Source organism: Pseudonocardia cypriaca, from assembly GCF_006717045.1.
GTDB lineage: Bacteria > Actinomycetota > Actinomycetes > Mycobacteriales > Pseudonocardiaceae > Pseudonocardia > Pseudonocardia cypriaca.
Window position 1 is genome coordinate 188,029 of sequence record NZ_VFPH01000002.1, and the last position, 17,971, is coordinate 205,999.

The 17,971-nt window shown below is 71.8% G+C and carries 17 protein-coding genes; 5 read left to right on the top strand and 12 right to left on the bottom strand.

Translation table 11 applies throughout. From position 1 onward, the window contains the following. The first annotated feature begins 32 nt into the window (after positions 1-32). The gene (locus FB388_RS18725; RefSeq protein WP_142103500.1) at positions 33-884 is read left to right on the top strand and encodes a universal stress protein; all 852 of its coding nucleotides are present in this window, start codon (positions 33-35) and stop codon (positions 882-884) included. 666 nt (positions 885-1,550) lie between these two features. Here the strand turns inward: FB388_RS18725 and FB388_RS41210 are convergent. Then, positions 1,551-2,027 carry a universal stress protein gene (locus FB388_RS41210; protein WP_425468566.1) on the bottom strand — a complete coding sequence of 159 codons (477 nt, stop codon included), beginning with the start codon at positions 2,025-2,027 and terminating at the stop codon, positions 1,551-1,553. Here FB388_RS41210 and FB388_RS18735 point away from each other — a divergent pair. After that, entirely contained in the window at positions 1,917-3,719 is a 1,803-nt protein-coding gene (locus FB388_RS18735; protein ID WP_211362097.1) for a sensor histidine kinase, read from the top strand. The genes FB388_RS41210 and FB388_RS18735 overlap by 111 nt on opposite strands. Before the next feature lie 21 nt (positions 3,720-3,740). Here the strand turns inward: FB388_RS18735 and FB388_RS18740 are convergent, their stop codons facing one another. Continuing rightward, a complete protein-coding gene (locus FB388_RS18740) occupies positions 3,741-4,640 on the bottom strand; it encodes a LysR family transcriptional regulator (protein WP_281290504.1) in 900 nt (299 codons plus the stop codon). Positions 4,641-4,732: 92 nt separating this feature from the next. Here FB388_RS18740 and FB388_RS18745 point away from each other — a divergent pair, with 92 nt between their 5' ends. Next, positions 4,733-5,560, top strand: coding sequence for an SDR family NAD(P)-dependent oxidoreductase (locus tag FB388_RS18745; RefSeq protein ID WP_142103503.1), 828 nt, complete (start codon positions 4,733-4,735; stop codon positions 5,558-5,560). Positions 5,561-5,624: 64 nt separating this feature from the next. Then, positions 5,625-7,196: an FMN-binding glutamate synthase family protein gene (locus FB388_RS18750; RefSeq protein WP_142103504.1), complete on the top strand. Its 1,572-nt coding sequence runs from the start codon at positions 5,625-5,627 to the stop codon at positions 7,194-7,196. Positions 7,197-7,225: 29 nt separating this feature from the next. Here FB388_RS18750 and FB388_RS18755 read toward each other — a convergent pair whose 3' ends face one another. The 8 genes from FB388_RS18755 to FB388_RS18790 all read right to left on the bottom strand — a co-directional run bounded on the left by FB388_RS18755 (position 7,226) and on the right by FB388_RS18790 (position 15,247). Continuing rightward, the gene (locus FB388_RS18755; RefSeq protein ID WP_142103505.1) at positions 7,226-8,677 is read right to left on the bottom strand and encodes an FAD-binding oxidoreductase; all 1,452 of its coding nucleotides are present in this window, start codon (positions 8,675-8,677) and stop codon (positions 7,226-7,228) included. Between the two features lie 55 nt (positions 8,678-8,732). Further along, the gene (locus tag FB388_RS18760; protein ID WP_142103506.1) at positions 8,733-9,455 is read right to left on the bottom strand and encodes an ABC transporter ATP-binding protein; all 723 of its coding nucleotides are present in this window, start codon (positions 9,453-9,455) and stop codon (positions 8,733-8,735) included. Then, positions 9,452-10,285 carry an ABC transporter ATP-binding protein gene (locus FB388_RS18765; protein ID WP_142103507.1) on the bottom strand — a complete coding sequence of 278 codons (834 nt, stop codon included), beginning with the start codon at positions 10,283-10,285 and terminating at the stop codon, positions 9,452-9,454. Before FB388_RS18765 ends, FB388_RS18760 begins: the two co-directional genes overlap by 4 nt. Beyond that, on the bottom strand, positions 10,285-11,952 hold the full coding sequence (locus tag FB388_RS18770; RefSeq protein ID WP_142103508.1) for a branched-chain amino acid ABC transporter permease: 1,668 nt from the start codon (positions 11,950-11,952) through the stop codon (positions 10,285-10,287). Before FB388_RS18770 ends, FB388_RS18765 begins: the two co-directional genes overlap by 1 nt. Then, complete coding sequence (locus tag FB388_RS18775; protein WP_142103509.1) at positions 11,949-12,875, bottom strand: branched-chain amino acid ABC transporter permease; 927 nt, start codon at positions 12,873-12,875, stop codon at positions 11,949-11,951. The genes FB388_RS18770 and FB388_RS18775 overlap by 4 nt, the downstream gene beginning before the upstream one ends. A 6-nt stretch (positions 12,876-12,881) precedes the next feature. After that, positions 12,882-14,117 (bottom strand): branched-chain amino acid ABC transporter substrate-binding protein, encoded by a 1,236-nt coding sequence (locus FB388_RS18780; protein WP_142103510.1) that lies wholly within the window; start codon positions 14,115-14,117, stop codon positions 12,882-12,884. 138 nt (positions 14,118-14,255) lie between these two features. Further along, complete coding sequence (locus tag FB388_RS18785) at positions 14,256-14,939, bottom strand: response regulator (protein ID WP_142103511.1); 684 nt, start codon at positions 14,937-14,939, stop codon at positions 14,256-14,258. Further along, positions 14,936-15,247 carry an ATP-binding protein gene (locus tag FB388_RS18790; protein WP_142103512.1) on the bottom strand — a complete coding sequence of 104 codons (312 nt, stop codon included), beginning with the start codon at positions 15,245-15,247 and terminating at the stop codon, positions 14,936-14,938. Before FB388_RS18790 ends, FB388_RS18785 begins: the two co-directional genes overlap by 4 nt. Positions 15,248-15,326: 79 nt before the next feature. Here FB388_RS18790 and FB388_RS18795 point away from each other — a divergent pair, with 79 nt between their 5' ends. Then, a complete protein-coding gene (locus FB388_RS18795; protein ID WP_142103513.1) occupies positions 15,327-16,121 on the top strand; it encodes an SAM-dependent methyltransferase in 795 nt (264 codons plus the stop codon). A gap of 105 nt (positions 16,122-16,226) precedes the next feature. Here the strand turns inward: FB388_RS18795 and FB388_RS18800 are convergent, their stop codons facing one another. Both FB388_RS18800 and FB388_RS18805 read right to left on the bottom strand, forming a co-directional pair. Beyond that, on the bottom strand, positions 16,227-16,466 hold the full coding sequence (locus FB388_RS18800) for a DUF378 domain-containing protein (RefSeq protein ID WP_142103514.1): 240 nt from the start codon (positions 16,464-16,466) through the stop codon (positions 16,227-16,229). A gap of 139 nt (positions 16,467-16,605) precedes the next feature. Then, a complete protein-coding gene (locus FB388_RS18805) occupies positions 16,606-17,919 on the bottom strand; it encodes an MFS transporter (protein WP_142103515.1) in 1,314 nt (437 codons plus the stop codon). Between the last annotated feature and the right edge of the window lie 52 nt (positions 17,920-17,971).

Below are 17,971 nucleotides of genomic sequence, written 5' to 3' on the forward strand. Positions count from 1 at the left end.
CGGCAACTCGCAGCGCCATCCGTGAGTCGGTCATGACGCGCGCCGTCGTCGCATGCGCGGACCGGTCGCCCGCCGGTCTGCGCGCCTTGCGCTGGGCAGGTGCGGAGGCCCGGCGCCGCAGGCTCCCCCTCACGGTGGTCGCCGAACCGCAGCAGGCGCGGCGCGGGCGGCAGTCCGCGTTCGCCGGCGCGCTCGCCGCCGTCCGGGCCGCCGTGCCGGCACTGCCGGTGCTGAGCGGGCCGTCGGGCGAGTCCCTGCCCGCGACGCTGCGCCGGCTGTCCATCGGCGCCGCAGCGCTGGTCGTGCCTGCGACGCTGGCCGGACTCGCGACCGTCGTTGCCGACTCCTACTGCCCCGTCGTCGCGGTGCCCGCCGACGATCCGTCGCCGAAGACCGTGCGCGGCCCCGTCGTGCTCGGTGCGGCGCCCTGGACCGCCGTGCCCGTCCTCGAGCTCGCCTTCCAGGAGGCGGCCGACCGCGGGGCGACGCTGCACGCGGTGCGGGCCTGGTCGGACCCGCGCATCGACATCGGGTGGCTGCGACCCGACCGCATCGCCGAGTGGGACTGCGCGGAGGAGCGCGCCCGGTGCGAGCTCGAACACGCGCTCTCCGCCTGGCGGATCATCCACCCCGGGGTCCCCGTCGAGACGATCGTCGTGGAGGACCGCCCGGCCGACCTGCTGGTGGCGCTCTCCCACCACGCACAGCTGCTAGTGCTCGGCCGCTCCTCGCGCGGTGCCCTGCTCGCCGGCATCGCCGGATCCCCCGTGGACGTCCTGCTGCGCAGCGCCGCCTGCCCCGTCGTGGTCGTGCCCGACCGGGAACCGACCCGTATGGCCTGGCTCCCGACCCCCGGTCGGGCGCGAGCGCTGACCGGGCCCTGACGCCACGCCCCGCCGAGGCCACCTCCCACCGGGCCTTCGGTGGCGCCGCGCATCGTGCGGGGCCGCCGAAGGCCGGTCTCACGACCATGATCACGGCCTCGGTGCGAAAACGGCGAAAACAAGCCGGGAACGCGCCGAACCGCCGATCATGGAGCGGGAGCCAGGTCGCGGCAGCCTGATCGGCGAGAGGAGCACACCAGGGTCGCGGGCGAGGCCGTCGTGTACTGCTCGGGGGCGATCGGCAAGGTTCACGCACTCGTTCTCGGCCCACGCTGCCCGTCGACCGGGTGCGTGGACCGACACGGGGGTGCGCGAGCCCAGACCCGGTGCGCGAGGGCAACCAGATGCGCGACACCGGCCTCCTGGCGGCGCCGCGCACCCAGGAGGGCAGGCCCTTGGGCCTGCCCGCGAAGCGGGCCTGAAGGGGTCGCAGAGGCTCGCAGGTCAAGGGTCGCGAAGCGATCGCGCAGCGACGCCGAAGGCGCCCTTGAGCTGTGAGGGGCGGCCCGGCACAATGCGCGGCGCCGCCAGGAGGCCCTGAGAAGGCACACCTCGAGACAGAGAGCCTTAAGACAGAAGGCCTTAACCCGGAAGGCCTCAAGACAGGAGTCCTGACCCCAGCCGCAGATGCGCACCCCGTCGCCGTACACCCCGACGACGAGGTGGTCATCCCGCGGCAGCAGACTCCGGCCGGACGACCGCGACCGGGCAGTGCGCGCGCTGCAGGACGGCGTGGCTGATCGACCCGAGCAGCAGGCCGACGACCCCGCCCCGGCCCCGTGTGCGACCACGACCAGCTGGGCGCGCATCGACTGCTCGACCAGGGCACGCGACGGCCGGTCGCGCATCACGAGGCGCTGCGGGTTCCGCGGCCGGCAGCGGCTCCGGTCCTCTTGTCGGGGGCCTTCCGACCCGAGATCCGGCTGCAGGAGGTCGCGGGAGCTGTTGTGCGCGTCGACCGGGCCGAGCAGCATGGGAGCGCGGGCGGGGCCGGCCTATGGCGGCGCCCGAGGAGGCGAGGTAGGGCGAGCGGTGTCTTCCGAGGACCGGGCTGCGAGGGCCGACGGGAACGAGCGGGGACAGGACGGCAATGGCCAGTACGCCCAGGGCCTGGTCCGCCGCGACGTCGACGAGTCCCACCATGGCGAGCTGACGTTCCCGGACCTGCCCCGGATGGAGCTCGACCAGCTGCTCACCCAGCTCGTGGAGCGGGCGCAGGAGGTGATTGCGACCCAGGGCAGGCTGCGCGGGTTGCTGCGGGCCAACCAGCTGGTCATCGGCGGCCTGGACCTTCAAGCGGTGCTGCGCCGGATCGTGGACGCGGCCCGGGAGCTCGTCGGCGCGCGGTACGCCGCGCTGGGGGTGATCGCCCCGGCAGGCGGGCTCGCCGAGTTCGTCCACACCGGGATATCGGAAGACGCGGTCGAGCGCATCGGTCATCTGCCCCAGGGCAAGGGGCTGCTCGGCGCCCTCATCGACGACCCCCGCCCGATCCGGCTCGCCCGGATCACCGATGACGAGCGCTCCTCCGGATTCCCGCCGGCCCATCCTCCGATGACGAGCTTCCTCGGCGTGCCGATCCGGATCCGGGACGAGGTCTTCGGCAACCTCTACCTCACCGAGAGCACGCGGGGCGAGTTCAGCGCCGAGGACGAGGAGCTGTGCACGGCCATCGCCGCGACCGCTGCCGTCGCGATCGAGAACGCCCGCCTCTACGAGGCCGCCCGCAGCCGCGGTGAGTGGCTGCAGGCATCCGCCACGATCACCCGCCAGCTGCTCTCGCCCGACGAGGAGCACGCGCACGCTCCGCTGCAGCTGATCGCGCGGCGCTGCCTCGACGTCGCGGACGCGGACCTGGTCACGGTCGCACTGCCCGACGGCGGCGAGCTGCGGATCGAGGAGGTGGCCGACTCCGGTGAGCAGTACCTGCGCGGGGTCCGCCTGGCAGTGGCGGGCTCGCTGCTCGGTCGCGTGTTCACGACCGGCCGACCGGTGCGGATGCCGCACCTCGACGACGGTGCCGAGCGAGCGGCCCTGAGCGCCGGTCATCTGGACGTGGGGCCGGTACTCGTGGTGCCGCTGCTCGGCGCGGCCGGTCCGCGCGGAGTGCTGGCCGCGGTGCGGGAGCACGGCAGGATCGGGTTCACCGACACCGACCTCGACATGGCGAGCAGCTTCGCCAACCACGCGGCCATCGCGGTCGAGCTGGCCGAGGCCCGCGCCAAGCAGCAGCGCGCCGCGATGCTCGACGAGCGCGACCGCATCGCGGCGGACCTGCACGACCAGGTGATCCAGCGGCTCTTCGCTGCGGGGCTGTCGCTGCAGAGCGTGGCCATGAGCTTGGGACAAGGCCGGACCACGGACCGGATCCTCGCGACGGTGGCCGACCTCGACGCCACGATCAGCCAGATCCGCACCACCATCTTCGAGCTGCACGACCAGCGCTCGAGCGGACCCGACGGACTCCGGGCCCGGCTGGTCGACGTCGCGACCGACGCCGCGAAGGCCCTCGGCTTCGACCCGTCCGTCCGGTTCGACGGCCCGGTCGACACCGTCCCGTCCGAGACCGCGGACGACCTCGTCGCGGTGTTGCGCGAGGCGCTGACCAACGTCGCCCGCCACGCCCGCGCGCGCAGCGCGTCCGTCGAGCTCTCCGTCGGCCGCGAACAGGTGAACCTCTGCGTCCACGACGACGGGATCGGGTTCACCGCCACCTCGCGCGCGAGCGGCCTGGCCAACATGCACCGCCGGGCAGAACGCCACCAGGGCGAGTGCCAGGTCGTCCAGCGCAGGCCGAGCGGAACCACCGTGCGCTGGACGGTGCCCGGCAGCTGAGGCTGCGCGGGGCGCGACCGGTCACGCCACCATCCGCGACGCCTCAGCGCGGATGGTCCGAACCACCGCCCGAGCGGCCGCCGATGGCGACTCCGCGGTCACGATCTCGACCGACCCCTGTGCGCTCGTGGCCGGGTCCAGGACGGGGAGCCATCGCACGCCGTGCGGGACCGACTCCGCCGCGAGTCCCGGGACCCGGGTGATCCCCATGCCGGCCGCGACCAGTCCGAACCGGGTTGGCCAGTTCCGCACCGCGTGGCCGATCCGCGGCCGGTCGAGCCCGGGCCACGGCCCGAACTGCGGCTCGCCGGCCGGGCCGGTCCCCACGATCCACGTCTCGTCGGCCAGGTCGGCGACGGCGACGGCATCCTGGTCCGCCAGCCGGTGGCCGCTCGCGACGGCGATCCCGGGGCCGCGCGGGATCTCCACCGCCTCGTGGCGCAGCCCGGCCAGGTGCTCCTCCGGCACCACCTCCCCCGTGGCCACCAGCGCGACCTCGGTCCGCCCTGCGCGCAACCGGCGCAGCTGGACCGGGCTCGCCGCCTCCTGCAGCTCCACCTGGAGATCGGGATGTCGCTGCCGGAGCAGGGCGATCGCGCGTGGCAGCAGGACCGCTGCGGCGGCGGGGAAACCGGAGACCACCATGCGGCCGGCCAGCCGGTCGCGCACCCCCGAGACCTCCTCCAGCGCACCGTCGACCTCTCCGAGGATCCGTGCCGCGCGCCGCGCCAGCACCTCCCCCGCGGCCGTCGGCCGCACACCCCGGGCGAGGCGCTCGAACAGCGTGGTGCCGGCGGCCGACTCCATGGCCCCGACCTGGCGGGACACCGCGGACTGCGTGTAGCCCAGCGCGACCGCCGCGGCGCTGAACGAGCCCTGCCGGGCGACCTCGTGCACGACCCGGAGCCCCGCGAGCGTCATCTCGGCCACGACCCGATGGTATGCGCTCCACTCATGGGATGCGTGCGAAAGCATCGCTTGTCGCACACCTCGGGGCGACGCAACCTGGATGCATGGCAACGAACGAGAAGGTCTGGTTCATCACCGGCGCGTCCCGCGGCTTCGGCCGCATCTGGACGGAGGCGGCTCTGCGGCGGGGAGACCGGGTCGCCGCCTCCGCCCGCGACCCGCGTTCCCTCGACGACCTCGTCGCCACCCACGGCGACGCGCTGCTCCCGCTCCGACTCGACGTCACCGACCGGAACTCGGTGTTCGAGGCGGTCGGCCGGGTCACCGAGCGGTTCGGTCGGCTCGACGTCGTGGTGAACAACGCGGGGTACGGGCACTTCGGCGCGGTGGAGGAGCTCACCGAGGCCGAGATCCGCGCCCAGATGGAGACGAACTTCTTCGGCGCGCTCTGGGTCCTTCAGGCCGCTCTGCCGATCATGCGGGAGCAGGGCTCCGGGCACCTGGTGAACGTCACCAGCGAAGGCGGGGTCCGGGCCTACCCCGGCATCGGTGCATACCACGCGTCGAAGTGGGCGGTGGAGGGTCTGAGCGAGTCCCTGGTCAAGGAGGTGCGCGACCTCGGGATCCGGGTGACCAACATCGAGCCCGGACCGTACGACACCGACTGGCTGGCCGTCGGGTCCCGGCACAGCACGCCGATCGCCGCCTACGACCGGTTCCGGGCCGACGCCGACAGCTTCGAGATCGGCGACCCCGCGGCGACGGTATCGCCGCTGTTCGCCGTCGTCGACGCGGAGGAGCCGCCGCTGCGGGTCTTCTTCGGCAAGTCGTTCGAGCCGGTGCGCGCCGAGCACCTGGCGCGGATCGCCGAGTGGGAGCGCTGGCAGGACGTCGCGCTCTCGGCGTTCGGGCCGGTCGCCGCGCCACGCTGACGACTCCGGCTCGGGTCGCTCCTTAGTCCTGCGCGAGCGCGCCGACCGGAGCAGACTCTGGCGGATGAAATGGCGTCGAGTGCTGCCACTGGCCGCCGCAGCCGGGGTCGCCGCGCACGACCTCGCACAGCGCCGACACGCGTTGCTCCGCAACTTCCCCGTGATCGGCCACGGCCGCTACCTCCTCGAGAGGATCGGGCCGGAGCTGCGGCAGTACATCGTCGCGGGCAACGACGAGGAGCGCCCGTTCAGCCGCGACCAGCGCCGCTGGGTGTACGCCTCGGCCAAGCTCGAGAACAACTACTTCGGCTTCGGCACCGACAACGACGTGGAGCACACACCGGGCTACGTGATCGTGAAGCACCGGACGTTCGGCGGCGCGGTGCCCGCGTCGAGTCCCCACGTCGGGCAGGAGGCGTTCATCCCGTGCGCCAAGGTGCTCGGTGCGGCCCGCGGGCGCAGGCGGGCGTTCCGACCGGAGTCGGTCGTGAACATCTCCGGGATGAGCTTCGGGTCGCTCTCCGGCAACGCGGTGGCGGCGCTGAACAAGGGCGCGGCGCTCGCCGGGTGCATGCAGAACACCGGAGAGGGCAGCGTGTCGCCCTACCACCTGCTCGGCGGGGAGCTGGTGTGGCAGATCGGCACCGGCTACTTCGGCTGCCGCGACGAACATGGCCGATTCGACCTCGGGCGGCTGAAGGACGTCGTGGCAGCGGCCCCGATCCGTGCGCTGGAGGTGAAGCTCAGCCAGGGTGCCAAACCCTCGCTGGGCGGGCTGCTGCCGGGCGTCAAGGTCTCCCCCGAGATCGCCTCCACGCGCGGGATCCCCGTGGGGCGCGACTGCGTGAGCCCGTCCCGGCACGCCGAGTTCACCAACACCGACGAGCTGCTGGACTGGGTGGAGATGCTCGCCGAGGAGACCGGTCTCCCCGTCGGCATCAAGTCCGCGGTGGGCGACATGACCTTCTGGGACGAGCTCACCCGCCTCATGGCCGACACGGGACGCGGTGTCGACTTCGTCAACATCGACGGCGGCGAAGGCGGGACGGGAGCGTCACCGCTGGTCTTCACCGACTCCGTCTCCCTGCCGTTCCGGATGGGCTTCAGCCGGGTCTACCGGACGTTCGCCCGGCGCGGGTTGCACGAGCAGGTCGTGTTCGCCGGAGCGGGGAAGCTCGGGCTGCCCGACAACGCCGTCGTCGCGTTCGCGCTCGGTGCCGACCTGGTCTACGTCGCGCGCGAGGCGATGCTCGCGGTCGGCTGCATCCAGGCCCAGAAATGCCACACCGACACGTGCCCGACCGGCGTGGCCACGCAGAACCGCTGGCTCGCCCACGGCCTCGACCCGGAGCTGAAATCGGTGCGGGTGGCCAACTACATCCGGACCCTCCGGCGCGACCTCCTCAAGGTGGCCGAGGCCACCGGCGTCGAGCACCCGGCCATGATCGGCACCGACGACGTCGAGATCCTCACCGGGCAGACGGTTGGCACGCCGCTGCGCGAGATCTACGACTACGAACCCGACTGGGGTCATCCGTCGGCCGCCGACCAGGCCGAAGTGGCGAAGCTGATGGCGGGCACGGCGTCGAAGGGTGGGTCGGCCGCGCCCTCGCCGACCGCCGCCGGGCGGTCCTGACCGACCCGGTGCTCGTCGAGGGCGGTTCCTCACGACCGTCCCCATTGCCTCGTCAGCGGGGGAACCGGGTGGTTGGCCCGGATCACGTCGTCGGGGTCGACGGCGGTCTTGATCTCCCGCAGGCGCTGGTAGGCCTGGGCGGGGAAGACGGGTACGGCGGGACGGCGCTCGGCGAAGTTGAGGTACGTGGAGTCCGCGGCCCATGGGGCGAGGGCGGCACGCAGCCCGTCCAGGGCCGCCCGGGCGGCGACGACCGAGTCCCGGTCCGGTGTCAGGTCGGCCGAGAAGACCCCCGCGGCTCCGGCGAGCTCGGAGACCGCGCCACCGCTGCCGCGGCCGCTGGTCAGCGCGCCGCCGAACTGCCGGATCTCGGTGCTCAGCATCGTGAAGTCCGGCGCGGTCGTCACGGACAGGTACGCGTCGAGGGTCTCGCGGGTCAGCTCCGCGAGCTGGACACCGTCCCCGGTCGCCGGGACCGGGCCGGGCGGGTCCATGTGCAGGTCGGCGAGCTCCGTAACGGGGATGCGCCGGACGGTCTCGATCTCGGGGTCGAGCTTCCACAGGGGGACGAGATGCCCGTCGGTGGCCTCCTCGTCGAGCTGCGAGGCCAGCTCGACGACCACGAAGGACCGGCCGCGCAGGGGTTCGGGCACCTCGGGCAGCGGCGGGAAGCGCAGCAGTCGCGCGACGGTTGTGATCTCGTCCGGGACGGCGGGCAGCCACTCGCGCCAGGCCTGCAGCACTTCCGACGCGTACTCGATCGGCCAGAACATGGCGCCCGCGGTCACGTGGGTGATCGGGAACAGCCGGAACTCGAGGGCGGTCACGACGCCGAACGAGCCGCCACCGCCGCGGATCGCCCAGAACAGGTCGCGGTCGTGGTCCTCGTCGACGTGGCGGAGTTCGCCGTCGGCGGTGACGACGTCGGCGGCGACCACGTGGTTCGCCGCGAGCCCGTGGGAGCGGGCGAACCAGGACAACCCGCCGCCGAGCGTGTAGCCGACGACGCCGACGTCACGGGCGGAACCGGCCAGCCCGGCCAGACCGACCTCGGCCGCCGCCGCGGACACCTCGCCCCACACGACACCGGCCTGCACGCGGGCGGTGCGGCGCTCCGCGTCGATCTCGATCCCGCGCATGCCGGACGTGCGTAGCAGCACCGTGTCGCCGAGCGGGCCGAGCGGGCCGAGCGGGTTGGCGTTGTGGCCCGTGCCCTGCGCCGCGACCCGCAGGAAGCACGCCCGCGCCGCCCGGACGGTCGCGATCACGTCGTGCTCGGACCCGGCGAGCACGACAGCGGTCGGCCGCTGGTCCACGGCGAGCTGCCACGGCGTCCGGGCCTCGTCCCAGCCGGCGTCGGCTGCGGTGACCACGCGCCCGTCGAACCAGTCGCGCCCGTTGAGCAGGCGCCGGACGAACCAGGAAGCGTGGGTGTGGCGCGCCACGTCGGCCGGTGGCTCGGAGGTGCGTGGGTCGTCCATGGTCTCTCCCCCGTGATGCGGACGTGGCCGGGCGGTCGCCCCGCCACGTACGGGATCAGCTCGCGACACCGTCACCGAGGTAGGCCGCGCGCACGCGCGGGTCGGCCAGCAGCTGCGCCCCGGTGCCGGACAACGTGGTGCGGCCCAGGTCGATCACGTAGGCGAAGTCGGACAACGACAACGCCGCCAGCGCGTTCTGCTCCACCAGCAGCACGGTCGTGCCCGAGTCCCGCAGCTCGCGGACCGTCTCGAGGATCTTCCGGGTCATGATCGGCGACAGCCCCATCGACGGCTCGTCGAGCATCAGCAGCTGCGGGCGCGACATCAGCGCCCTTCCGATGGCGAGCATCTGCTGCTCGCCGCCGGAGAACAGCCCGGCCTTGTCCCCGCGGCGCTCGCCGAGCACCGGGAACAGCGCGTAGATCCGCTCCAGGTCGCTCTTGATCCCGGGCTCGTCGCGCCGGGTGTAGGCGCCGAGGCGCAGGTTCTCCTCCACCGTCATCCGCGCGAAGAGCCGCCGCCCCTCCGGGCTGTGCGCCACGCCGCGGGCGAGGATCTCGTGCGCGGGCAACCGGTGCAGCGGCTCGCCGTCCAGCAGGATCCCGCCCGACACGGGCCGCAGCAGACCGGAGATCGTGCGCAGGATGGTGGTCTTGCCCGCGCCGTTGCTGCCGATCAGGCTGACGATCTCGCCACGGCCGACGACGAAAGACACACCGCGCACCGCCTGGATCGCGCCGTAGGCGACCGTGAGGTCGCTGACCTCGAGGAAGCTCATCCGCGCCGCCCCCCGCCGACCTGCTCCGGCGGCGTACCCAGGTACGCCTCGACAACCCGTGGGTCGCCGCGCACCTCACCGGGCCGGCCCTGCACCAGCACCTCGCCGCGCACGAGCACCACCACGCGGTCGCACAGGCCGAAGATGAACTTGGTGTCGTGCTCGATGACGACCACCGAGATCCCGAGGCGGCGGATCGCGAAGACCAGCTGCCGGGTGGCCTCCGTCTCCTGGGCGTTCATGCCGGCGGTCGGCTCGTCGAGCAGCAGCACTGCCGGATCGGTCGCGAGCGCCCTTGCGATCTCGAGCCGGCGCTGGTCGCCGTAGGGCAGGTTGCGGGCCAGCTCCTCGGAGAACCGGGACAGCCCGACGAACTCCAGCAGCTCGGCCGCTCGTCCGGCGGCCTCCGCCTCGCTGCGCCGGAACGCCCGCCCGTGCAGCAGCGACGACAGCGGGCCCTGCTTCATCCGGACGTGCCTGCCGACCAGCACGTTCTCCTGCGCGGTCATGCTCGGGAAGAGCCGGATGTTCTGGAACGTCCTGGCCACCCCGCGCTCGGTGACCCGCGCGGGGTCCTGCGGCAGCGGCAACCCGCGCAGCGTCACCGAACCCGACGTGGGCGTGTACAACCCGGTGAGGCAGTTGAACAACGTGGTCTTGCCGGCCCCGTTCGGTCCGATCAGGCCGATGATCTCCGCTCGGGCGAGGGCGAACGACACCTCGCTCAGCGCGGTGAGCCCGCCGAACCGCATGGACACGCCGGCCGCTCGCAGGATCGGTTCGCCGTGCACCAGCGGGGGACCGAGATCGTCTTTCGGCCGCTCCGGCATCAAGGGGCCACCTTCGCCGTGACCACCGGCAGCACGACCGTGGCCGGTTCCGCGTCGGGTGCGAGCTCCGCCCGCCGGTGCGCGTCGGACACCAGGCCCTGCGGCCGGAACCGCATGATGAGGATCAGCGCGATCCCGAAGAGCAGCAGCCGGTAGTCGGAGAACTCCCGCAGCTTCTCCGGCAGCACGAAGAGGATCGACGCGCCGAGCACCGCCCCCGGGACCGTTCCCATCCCGCCGAGGATCACCGCGGCGAGCAGGGTGACCGACTCGATGAACCGGAAGCTCTCGTACGACACGGTTGCCGTCTTGTGCGCGAAGCACGCGCCGGCCAACCCGGCGAGCACCGCGCCCGCGAGGAACGCGAGGATCTTGATGGGCCCGGTGCGGACGCCCATCGCGCGTGCCGCGTCCTCGTCCTCGCGGATCGCGATCCACGCCCGCCCCAACCGCGAGTCCTTCAGGTTGGCGAAGACGAGCATCGCGCCGGCCACGACGAGCACGATCAGCACGTAGTAGAGCACCCCTGGCGGCAACCGGACCTCCCCGACGACCAGCTGGTCGTCGAAGCCCTGGCCGAACATCGACAGCGGCGGAACCCCCGGAATGGCGTTCGAGCCCCCGGTCAGCCCACCGATGTCGTTCTGGGCCGCCCGGACGAAGATCTCCCCGAAGGCGAGCGTGACGATCGCGAGGTAGTCGCCGCGGACCCGCAGCGTCGGCGATCCGACGATCGCACCGAAGATCCCCGCGACCACCGCGCTGATGACCATCACGAGCGGGAACGGCAGCTCGATCCCGATCCCCGACGCCGCGGCACCGGAGAGGTTCGCCGCGACGAACGCCCCGATGCCCAGGAACGCGACGTAGCCGAGGTCGAGCAGCCCGGCCAGGCCCACCACGATGTTCAGCCCGATCGCCGTGGCGGCGTACACGCCGATGTTCGCCGCGACCGTCATCCAGTACTCGGTGCCGGCGTCGGTGAGCGGCAGCGCGAGCGCGCAGAGCAGCAGCACACCGACGCCGAACCCCCGGTGGCGCTCCGACAGCTCTCCCACCCACGACAACAGTCCCGACGCGTGGAGCGCCCCGATCCCGGCCCCCGCAGCAGCGAGGAACGACAGGAACACCGCGCCCGCGTACCCGTTCGCCGCACCGCTCTGCCCGCCGCTGGTGAGCAGCGCTGACACCAGGATCAGCAGCAGGACGAACACGCCCAGCAGCACCAGCCGCTCCCACCACGGGCCGAGCCGCCACCGCCACTGCGGAACCGGCTCTCCCGCGGCCCTGGCCGCCAGGATCAGGATCCCGCCCGCCAGCGCGACGGGAGCCCCGAACGCCACGTCGCCCTCGGACATGGTGACGGCTCCGAGCCCGCCGCCCTCGACCGCGATCCACAGCCCGTTGACGACGCTGACGGCGACGACGCCGACACCCAGCGCGCGCAGGATCCGGTCCCGCCCCGGAACCGCCACGAGCGCGAACACCACCGCGAGGACCCCGAAGACCAGCAGATGCAGCCGGTACCCGACCACCCCGAACGGCTCCGTGAAGAACTCGAGCGTCGCCTTCGCCGGGTACGGGCCCCCGTTGAGCACGAAGGTCGCCCAGGGCAGACCCGTCCCGACGATCGTGAGCACGCCGCCTGCCGCCCGCAGAGCGTTCATGCGCGCACCCGCTCCGTCTCCCCGAAGAACCCCTGGGGCCGGAACACCAGCACCGCGATCAGCACCACGAAGATCCAGACGTAGTCGTAGGCCGTTCCGCCCGGCAGGTACTGCCCCCCGAGCGCCTTCACGAGCCCGACCACCAGGCCGCCGACCACTGCGCCCCGGATGTTGCCGATACCGCCGAGCACGGCGGCGGTGAAGGCGAAGATCCCGGTCTGGAAGCCGATGTCGATGTTGACGAAGCCCAGGTCGGCGCCGTACAGGATGCCGGCGACGCCCGCGAGCACCCCGCCGAGGGCGAACGTCGCCACGATGACCCGATCCGGGTCGATACCCATCAACCGCGCCGTGTCCCGGTCCTGCGAGATGGCGCGCATCGCCCGTCCCAGCCGCGAGTGGTCGATGAACCGCTGCAACGCGACCGCCAGCACGACCAGCACGACGATGATCAGTGCGCCGGTGTAGCGGACGGGCACGCCGTCCCCGATGGGGAGCACGTAGGCCCCCTCGACGAACACCCTGGGGAACGGCAGCGGCGAGATCGCCCCCGGGTAGAAGACGCGCACCGCCTCCTGCAACGCGACCGACACCCCGAGCGCCGTGATCAACGGTGCCAGCCGCGGCGCGTCACGCAGCGGCCGGTACGCGAACCGCTCCATCGCCACCGCAACCGCCACCGAGACCACGGCGCCGCCCACGAGCAGCAGCGGTAGCGCGAAGTACCACTGCTGCTGCACGAACCCGGGGAGCAGGTAGGTGGACATCGCCAGCCCGCCGTACGCGCCGACCATGAAAACCTCGCCGTGGGCGAAGTTGATCAGCTGGATGATGCCGTACACCATCGTGTAGCCCAGCGCGATCAGCCCGATCAGCGAACCGAGCACCAAACCGTTGACCGTCTGGGAGAGCAGTGTGGACAAGGTGGTTCAGTTCGACTGCTCGAAGACACCGGTCTCGAGGGGCTCGAACTCGCCGTCCTTCACCGTGGAGACCGTCAGGACCTTGTTCGTCGTGTCGCCGAACTCGTCGAACGCCACCGTCCCGCTGGCCCCGGGGAGGTTGGTCCGCTGCACTGCTTCGACGAGCCGCTGCCGGCTGGACTCCTCGAACGGGCTGTTCCGCACGAGCCCCGCGAGCGCCCCGATGATCACGTTCGTCGCGTCGAAGGTCATCGGCCCGTACGCGCTGGACGGCTCGGGGTAGCCCGCCGCCGCGTAGGCGTCGACGAACGCCCGCGCGCTGGACAGCGACTCCACCGGGGCGCCGATGTTCGTCGCGAAGTCACCGGGCCGCCCACCCAGCTCGATGTACTGCGGATCGGCGATGCCGTCGCCGCCCATCAGCGGGACGTCCAGGCCCGCCTCCGCGAGCTGCCTCGACAGCGGGCCGGCAGCCGGGTACTCGCCGCCGTAGTACACCGCGTCCGGCCGGCTCGAACGGATGGCGGCGATCGTCGACGAGAAGTCGGTGTCCTTCTCCCCCACCTTCTCCCGGGCCACGATGCGAGCACCGAGGCGCTCGGCCTCCTTCACGAAGTTCTCCACCAGCCCGACGCCGTAGGTCTTGCCGTCGTCGATGACCGCGATCTTCTTCTTGCCCGCCTCCTGCACGAGGTAGCGCGCACCGAACGGGCCCTGCACGAGGTCGTTGGCCGCCACCCGGAAGTAGGTCGGGAAGGGACGCCGCGGCTGGGTCGCGGCCTTCTCCCCCCTCGTCAACGCGGGCCCGGTGTTGGCGGGGGAAACCTGCACGATCGACCGCTGCGCCAGGATCGGGGCGGCCGACTGCGCCGTGGAGGAGTTGTACGTCCCCACGACCGCCGCCACGTTCGGGTCCGAAGCCAGCTTCGTCGCCGCCTGCGCCGCGATCTGCGGGAGGCTCTGGTCGTCCTCGGGCTGGAAGACGAGGCGGTAGCCCGGCACGGTGCAGTTCTCGTTCGCCTGGTCGATCGCCAGGTCCGCGGAGTTGCGCATCCCGAGGCCGAACGCCGAGACGCCGCCCGACATCGGCGCGATCATCCCGATGACCAGCGTGCCCTTGCTGGTGTCGCACGACGAACCACCGGCGGCGTCGCCCTCCGAACGGTTCGTCCCGCATGCCGAGAGCAGAGCCGCGGCGACCAGGACCACCCCGGTTGCGGCGACCGCATATCTGCGACTCATCGCTGTTGCATCCCCCATCACGTCCCCGATCGGGCGTGGAGCCCGACGCCGGCGTGACGCTAAACGGGTGAACAGCTGCGGTCGTCCCACTCAGATGGCAACCACAGCTACCCCGAAAGGGGTAGCTGCCACTACCCACTACCCCGAACGAGGGATCCGTGGCGAGGCGGGCTGAACCAACCCGGTCTCGTACGCCACCACGACGGCCTGCGCACGGCTGGTCAGCTGGAGCTTCGCCATCATGCGCTTCACGTGCGTCTTCACGGTGGCCTCGCTGAGCACCAGCCGCTGGGCGATCTGGCCGTTGGTGAGGCCGTTGCCGACCAGGCGCAGGATCTCCGTCTCCCGCGGGGTCAGCTCGGACAGGTGGGCGTTGGCCGCCGCCGCGGTGCGGTGGTGCTGGGCGTAGGCCTCGACCAGCCGGTGGGTGATGCGCGGCGTGATCAGTATGTCGCCCGCCGCCACGGTGTGCACGGCGGAGATGATGCGGTCCGGCGGGGTGTCCTTGAGGAGGAAACCCGACGCGCCTTCACCGAGTGCGGTGTAGACGTACTCGTCGAGGTCGAAGGTGGTGAGCACGACGACCCGCGGCGGGTCCTCACCAGCCGCCGCCAGGATCCGGCGGGTGGCCGAGATCCCGTCCAGCACCGGCATCCTGATGTCCATCAGGATCACGTCGGGGCGGGTCTCGGCCGCGAGCGCGACGGCCTCGGCGCCGTCGACGGCCTCGCCGACGACCTCGAGCCCCGGCGCCGCGTTGAACAGGGCGACCAGCCCACCGCGGATCAGTGCCTGGTCGTCGACGACGAGTACGCGAATCATGGTCGGTCCTCGCTGATCGGCAGGCGCAGGATCACGGCGAACCCGCCCTCCTCACGTGGTCCGGCGGTGAGGACGTCGCCGTAGAGCTCGGCACGCTCCCGCACACCGCGGATACCGTGCGAATCCGCGGACGGCCGCCCCGGCGCGGACCCGGTCCCGTCGTCGCTCACCGAGAGGGTGAAGGTCCTCTCACCGTAGACGATCTCGATCCGCGCCGTCGACGGACCGGCGTGCTCCAGGACGTTCGGAGGGAGCGGCCGAGCGGAGGGCAGACGGACCACGCCGTGGTGCGGCACGATGGCCGCCACGGCCGATGGGCCCGGTCTGCACCGGGTGGTGGCGGCCCTACGCGCCGCAGGTGTCGCCCGACCCGAGGAGTGAGCTGCCATGACGGAGCCGAACCGCGACATCAGGACCGACGTGCCCGGCGCGGCCCGCATCTGGAACTACTGGCTCGGCGGCAAGGACAACTACGAGGCCGACCGGCTCGCCGCCGAGGCCGCGCTGAAGTTCTACGACATGGCCACCTTCGCCAGGCAGTCGCGCCAGTTCCTCACCCGGGTCGTGCGTTTCCTGGCGGGCGAGGCCGGGATCCGTCAGTTCCTCGACATCGGGACCGGCCTGCCCACCATGCAGAACACCCACGAGATCGCGCAGGCGGTCGCGCCGGAGTCCCGGATCGTCTACGTGGACAACGACCCGATCGTGCTCCTGCACGCGCGGGTGCTGCTGAGGAACACCACGCCCGAAGGCGTCACCGACTACATCGAGGCCGACTACCACGACCCCGACCTCATCATCGACCGGGCACGTCGCATCCTGGACTTCGAGCAGCCGATCGCGGTCATGTTCATGGGCGTGCTCGGCCACGCCAAGAGCTTCGAGGCATCGCACGCGACCGTTGCGCGCATGGTGGACGCCGTGCCCTCGGGCAGCTACCTGGCCATCTGGGACGGCAACGACACCAACCCCGATCTCAACGCGCTCGCCGAGAACTACGCGAAGTCCGGGGGCGTGCCCTACATCCAGCAACCCGTCGAGCACATCCGCGGCTACTTCTCCGGGTTGGACATGGTCGAACCCGGCCTGGTCACCGTCACCGAATGGCGGCCGGACGCCGCCGAGGTCGGCGACGTCGAGCCCCTGCCGGAGACCACGTGCGGGGTGGCGCGCAAGCCCTGACACCAGGCCGGCCATCCCGGCGCCGGCGGAGCACCCCTCGGCACCGCGGCCCCCCACCCCTCCGGAGGGCTCGCCGGCCGAGGGGCGTTCCGGCCGGGACATCGGTCAGACGCGGCCGGCCGACGACCGGGACACCGACCGCCGCTGCATGGCGGGCAACCGGGCCGCCTGGTACAGCGCGGACAGCCCGACGAGCGCGTAGACGAGGCGGGTGACCACGTTCGTCTCGCCGAACGACAACCCGAATATCGCGGCCACCAGGTCGAACTCGGCGAGCGCGACGAGCCCCCAGTTGAGCCCACCGATGATCAGCAACACCGCGGTGACAACGTCAGCGATCTTCACTGTCCTACCTCCGTCCAGAGACTGTCCAGATAAGGTAGGTCGCGCCGCCGCATTTGTCAAAGGCTTGTCCAAGGTTCGTCCGCGCGGGCCGCCCAGCTGCTCGCGCGTCGGGTATGCGTGAGCCGGAGAACGCGTCCGCTCAGGCCGACGCCCGCTCCGGCTTCCCCAGCCCCTCCAGCGGAACGCGGTAGGTCTCGCGCATGGTGAGGGCGGCGATCATCGCGACGAGCGCCGCGCCGGATCCGAGCATCGCGACCGGCACCCAGTTCTCCAGCTGCGGGCCGGCGAGGGCTGCGGCGATCGACGGGGCGAAGCCGCCGAGCGCGAAGCCGAACTGCGTTCCGACCGCCACCCCGGACATCCGGACCCGGGTGTCGAACTGCTCGTTCCACAGCGCGAACGCGGCCCCGCTGTACGCGCTGTAGACGATCCCCGACTGCAGGATGCCGAAGACGAAGACCAGTGCGATGTTCTGCTGGCTGATCGCCCAGATGAAGGGCCAGATCAGGATCGCCGGACCGAGGGCGCCGACGACGTAGACGGGCTTGCGGCCGATCCGGTCGGCGAGCATCCCCCACAGCGGGATCGCGCCGAGCGCCACGACGTTCGCGAGGGCGACCATCCAGAGCATGCTCGTGCGGGACAGTCCCATCGTGTTGACGCCGTAGGTCAGGGCGTAGATCGAGAAGAGCGTGCTGATCACCGAGACGAGGGCCGCGAAGAGCACCTTGAGCACCTCGGGCGTGTAGTTGCGGAACAGCACCGGCAGGGGGGCCCGGCGCACCTCCTGGCGTTCCTTCTCCTCGACGAAGACGGGGCTCTCCTGCAGGGCACGCCGGATCCACAGCCCGACGAACATCACGATGGCGCTCAGCAGGAACGGGATCCGCCAGCCCCAGCTCAGCAGCGCGTCCTCCGGGAGCGCGCCGACCGGGATGAACACCAGCGTGGCGAGGATGTTGCCGCCCTGCGTGCCGGCGAGGGTGAAACTCGTGTAGTAGGCGCGGCGGTCCTCCGGGGCGTGCTCCAGGCTGGCGGAGCTCGCACTCGACTGCTCACCCGCAACCGCGAGGCCCTGCGCCACGCGCAGGACCAGCAGCAGGATCGGTGCGGTGATGCCGATCTGCTCGTACGTCGGCAGGAGCCCGATCAGGAACGTCGCCAGACCCATCCCGACCAGCGTGATCACGAGGACGTTCTTGCGCCCGATGGTGTCACCGAGGTGCCCGAGGATGAACGAGCCGACCGGGCGGGCCACGTAGGCCACACCGAACGTCGCGAGCGAGGCGATCGTGGCCGCGGCCGGGTTGCCCGTGGGGAAGAAGATCTTCGGGAAGACCAGCGCCGCGGCCGTGCCGTAGATGAAGAAGTCGTAGTACTCGAGGGCGCTGCCGATCCAGGAGCTGATCGCAGCCTTCCTCGGCGTCTTCACGTGCTTCAGGGACTCGTCCATGTCATCCCCTCTGATGACCTCGGACCGCCGATCTAATGTACCGAACGGTGAG

Bases quoted from the DNA above. Each gene is read 5' to 3' on its own strand.
- FB388_RS18780 (WP_142103510.1), bottom strand. From the start codon at position 14,117: ATGAGTCGCAGATATGCGGTCGCCGCAACCGGGGTGGTCCTGGTCGCC.
- FB388_RS18740 (WP_281290504.1), bottom strand. From the start codon at position 4,640: ATGACGCTCGCGGGGCTCCGGGTCGTGCACGAGGTCGCCCGGCAGGGC.
- FB388_RS18750 (WP_142103504.1), top strand. From the start codon at position 5,625: ATGAAATGGCGTCGAGTGCTGCCACTGGCCGCCGCAGCCGGGGTCGCC.
- FB388_RS18765 (WP_142103507.1), bottom strand. From the start codon at position 10,285: ATGCCGGAGCGGCCGAAAGACGATCTCGGTCCCCCGCTGGTGCACGGC.
- FB388_RS18805 (WP_142103515.1), bottom strand. From the start codon at position 17,919: ATGGACGAGTCCCTGAAGCACGTGAAGACGCCGAGGAAGGCTGCGATC.
- FB388_RS18760 (WP_142103506.1), bottom strand. From the start codon at position 9,455: ATGAGCTTCCTCGAGGTCAGCGACCTCACGGTCGCCTACGGCGCGATC.
- FB388_RS18725 (WP_142103500.1), top strand. From the start codon at position 33: ATGACGCGCGCCGTCGTCGCATGCGCGGACCGGTCGCCCGCCGGTCTG.
- FB388_RS18770 (WP_142103508.1), bottom strand. From the start codon at position 11,952: ATGAACGCTCTGCGGGCGGCAGGCGGCGTGCTCACGATCGTCGGGACG.
- FB388_RS18795 (WP_142103513.1), top strand. From the start codon at position 15,327: ATGACGGAGCCGAACCGCGACATCAGGACCGACGTGCCCGGCGCGGCC.
- FB388_RS18785 (WP_142103511.1), bottom strand. From the start codon at position 14,939: ATGATTCGCGTACTCGTCGTCGACGACCAGGCACTGATCCGCGGTGGG.
- FB388_RS18755 (WP_142103505.1), bottom strand. From the start codon at position 8,677: ATGGACGACCCACGCACCTCCGAGCCACCGGCCGACGTGGCGCGCCAC.
- FB388_RS18745 (WP_142103503.1), top strand. From the start codon at position 4,733: ATGGCAACGAACGAGAAGGTCTGGTTCATCACCGGCGCGTCCCGCGGC.
- FB388_RS41210 (WP_425468566.1), bottom strand. From the start codon at position 2,027: ATGGTGGGACTCGTCGACGTCGCGGCGGACCAGGCCCTGGGCGTACTG.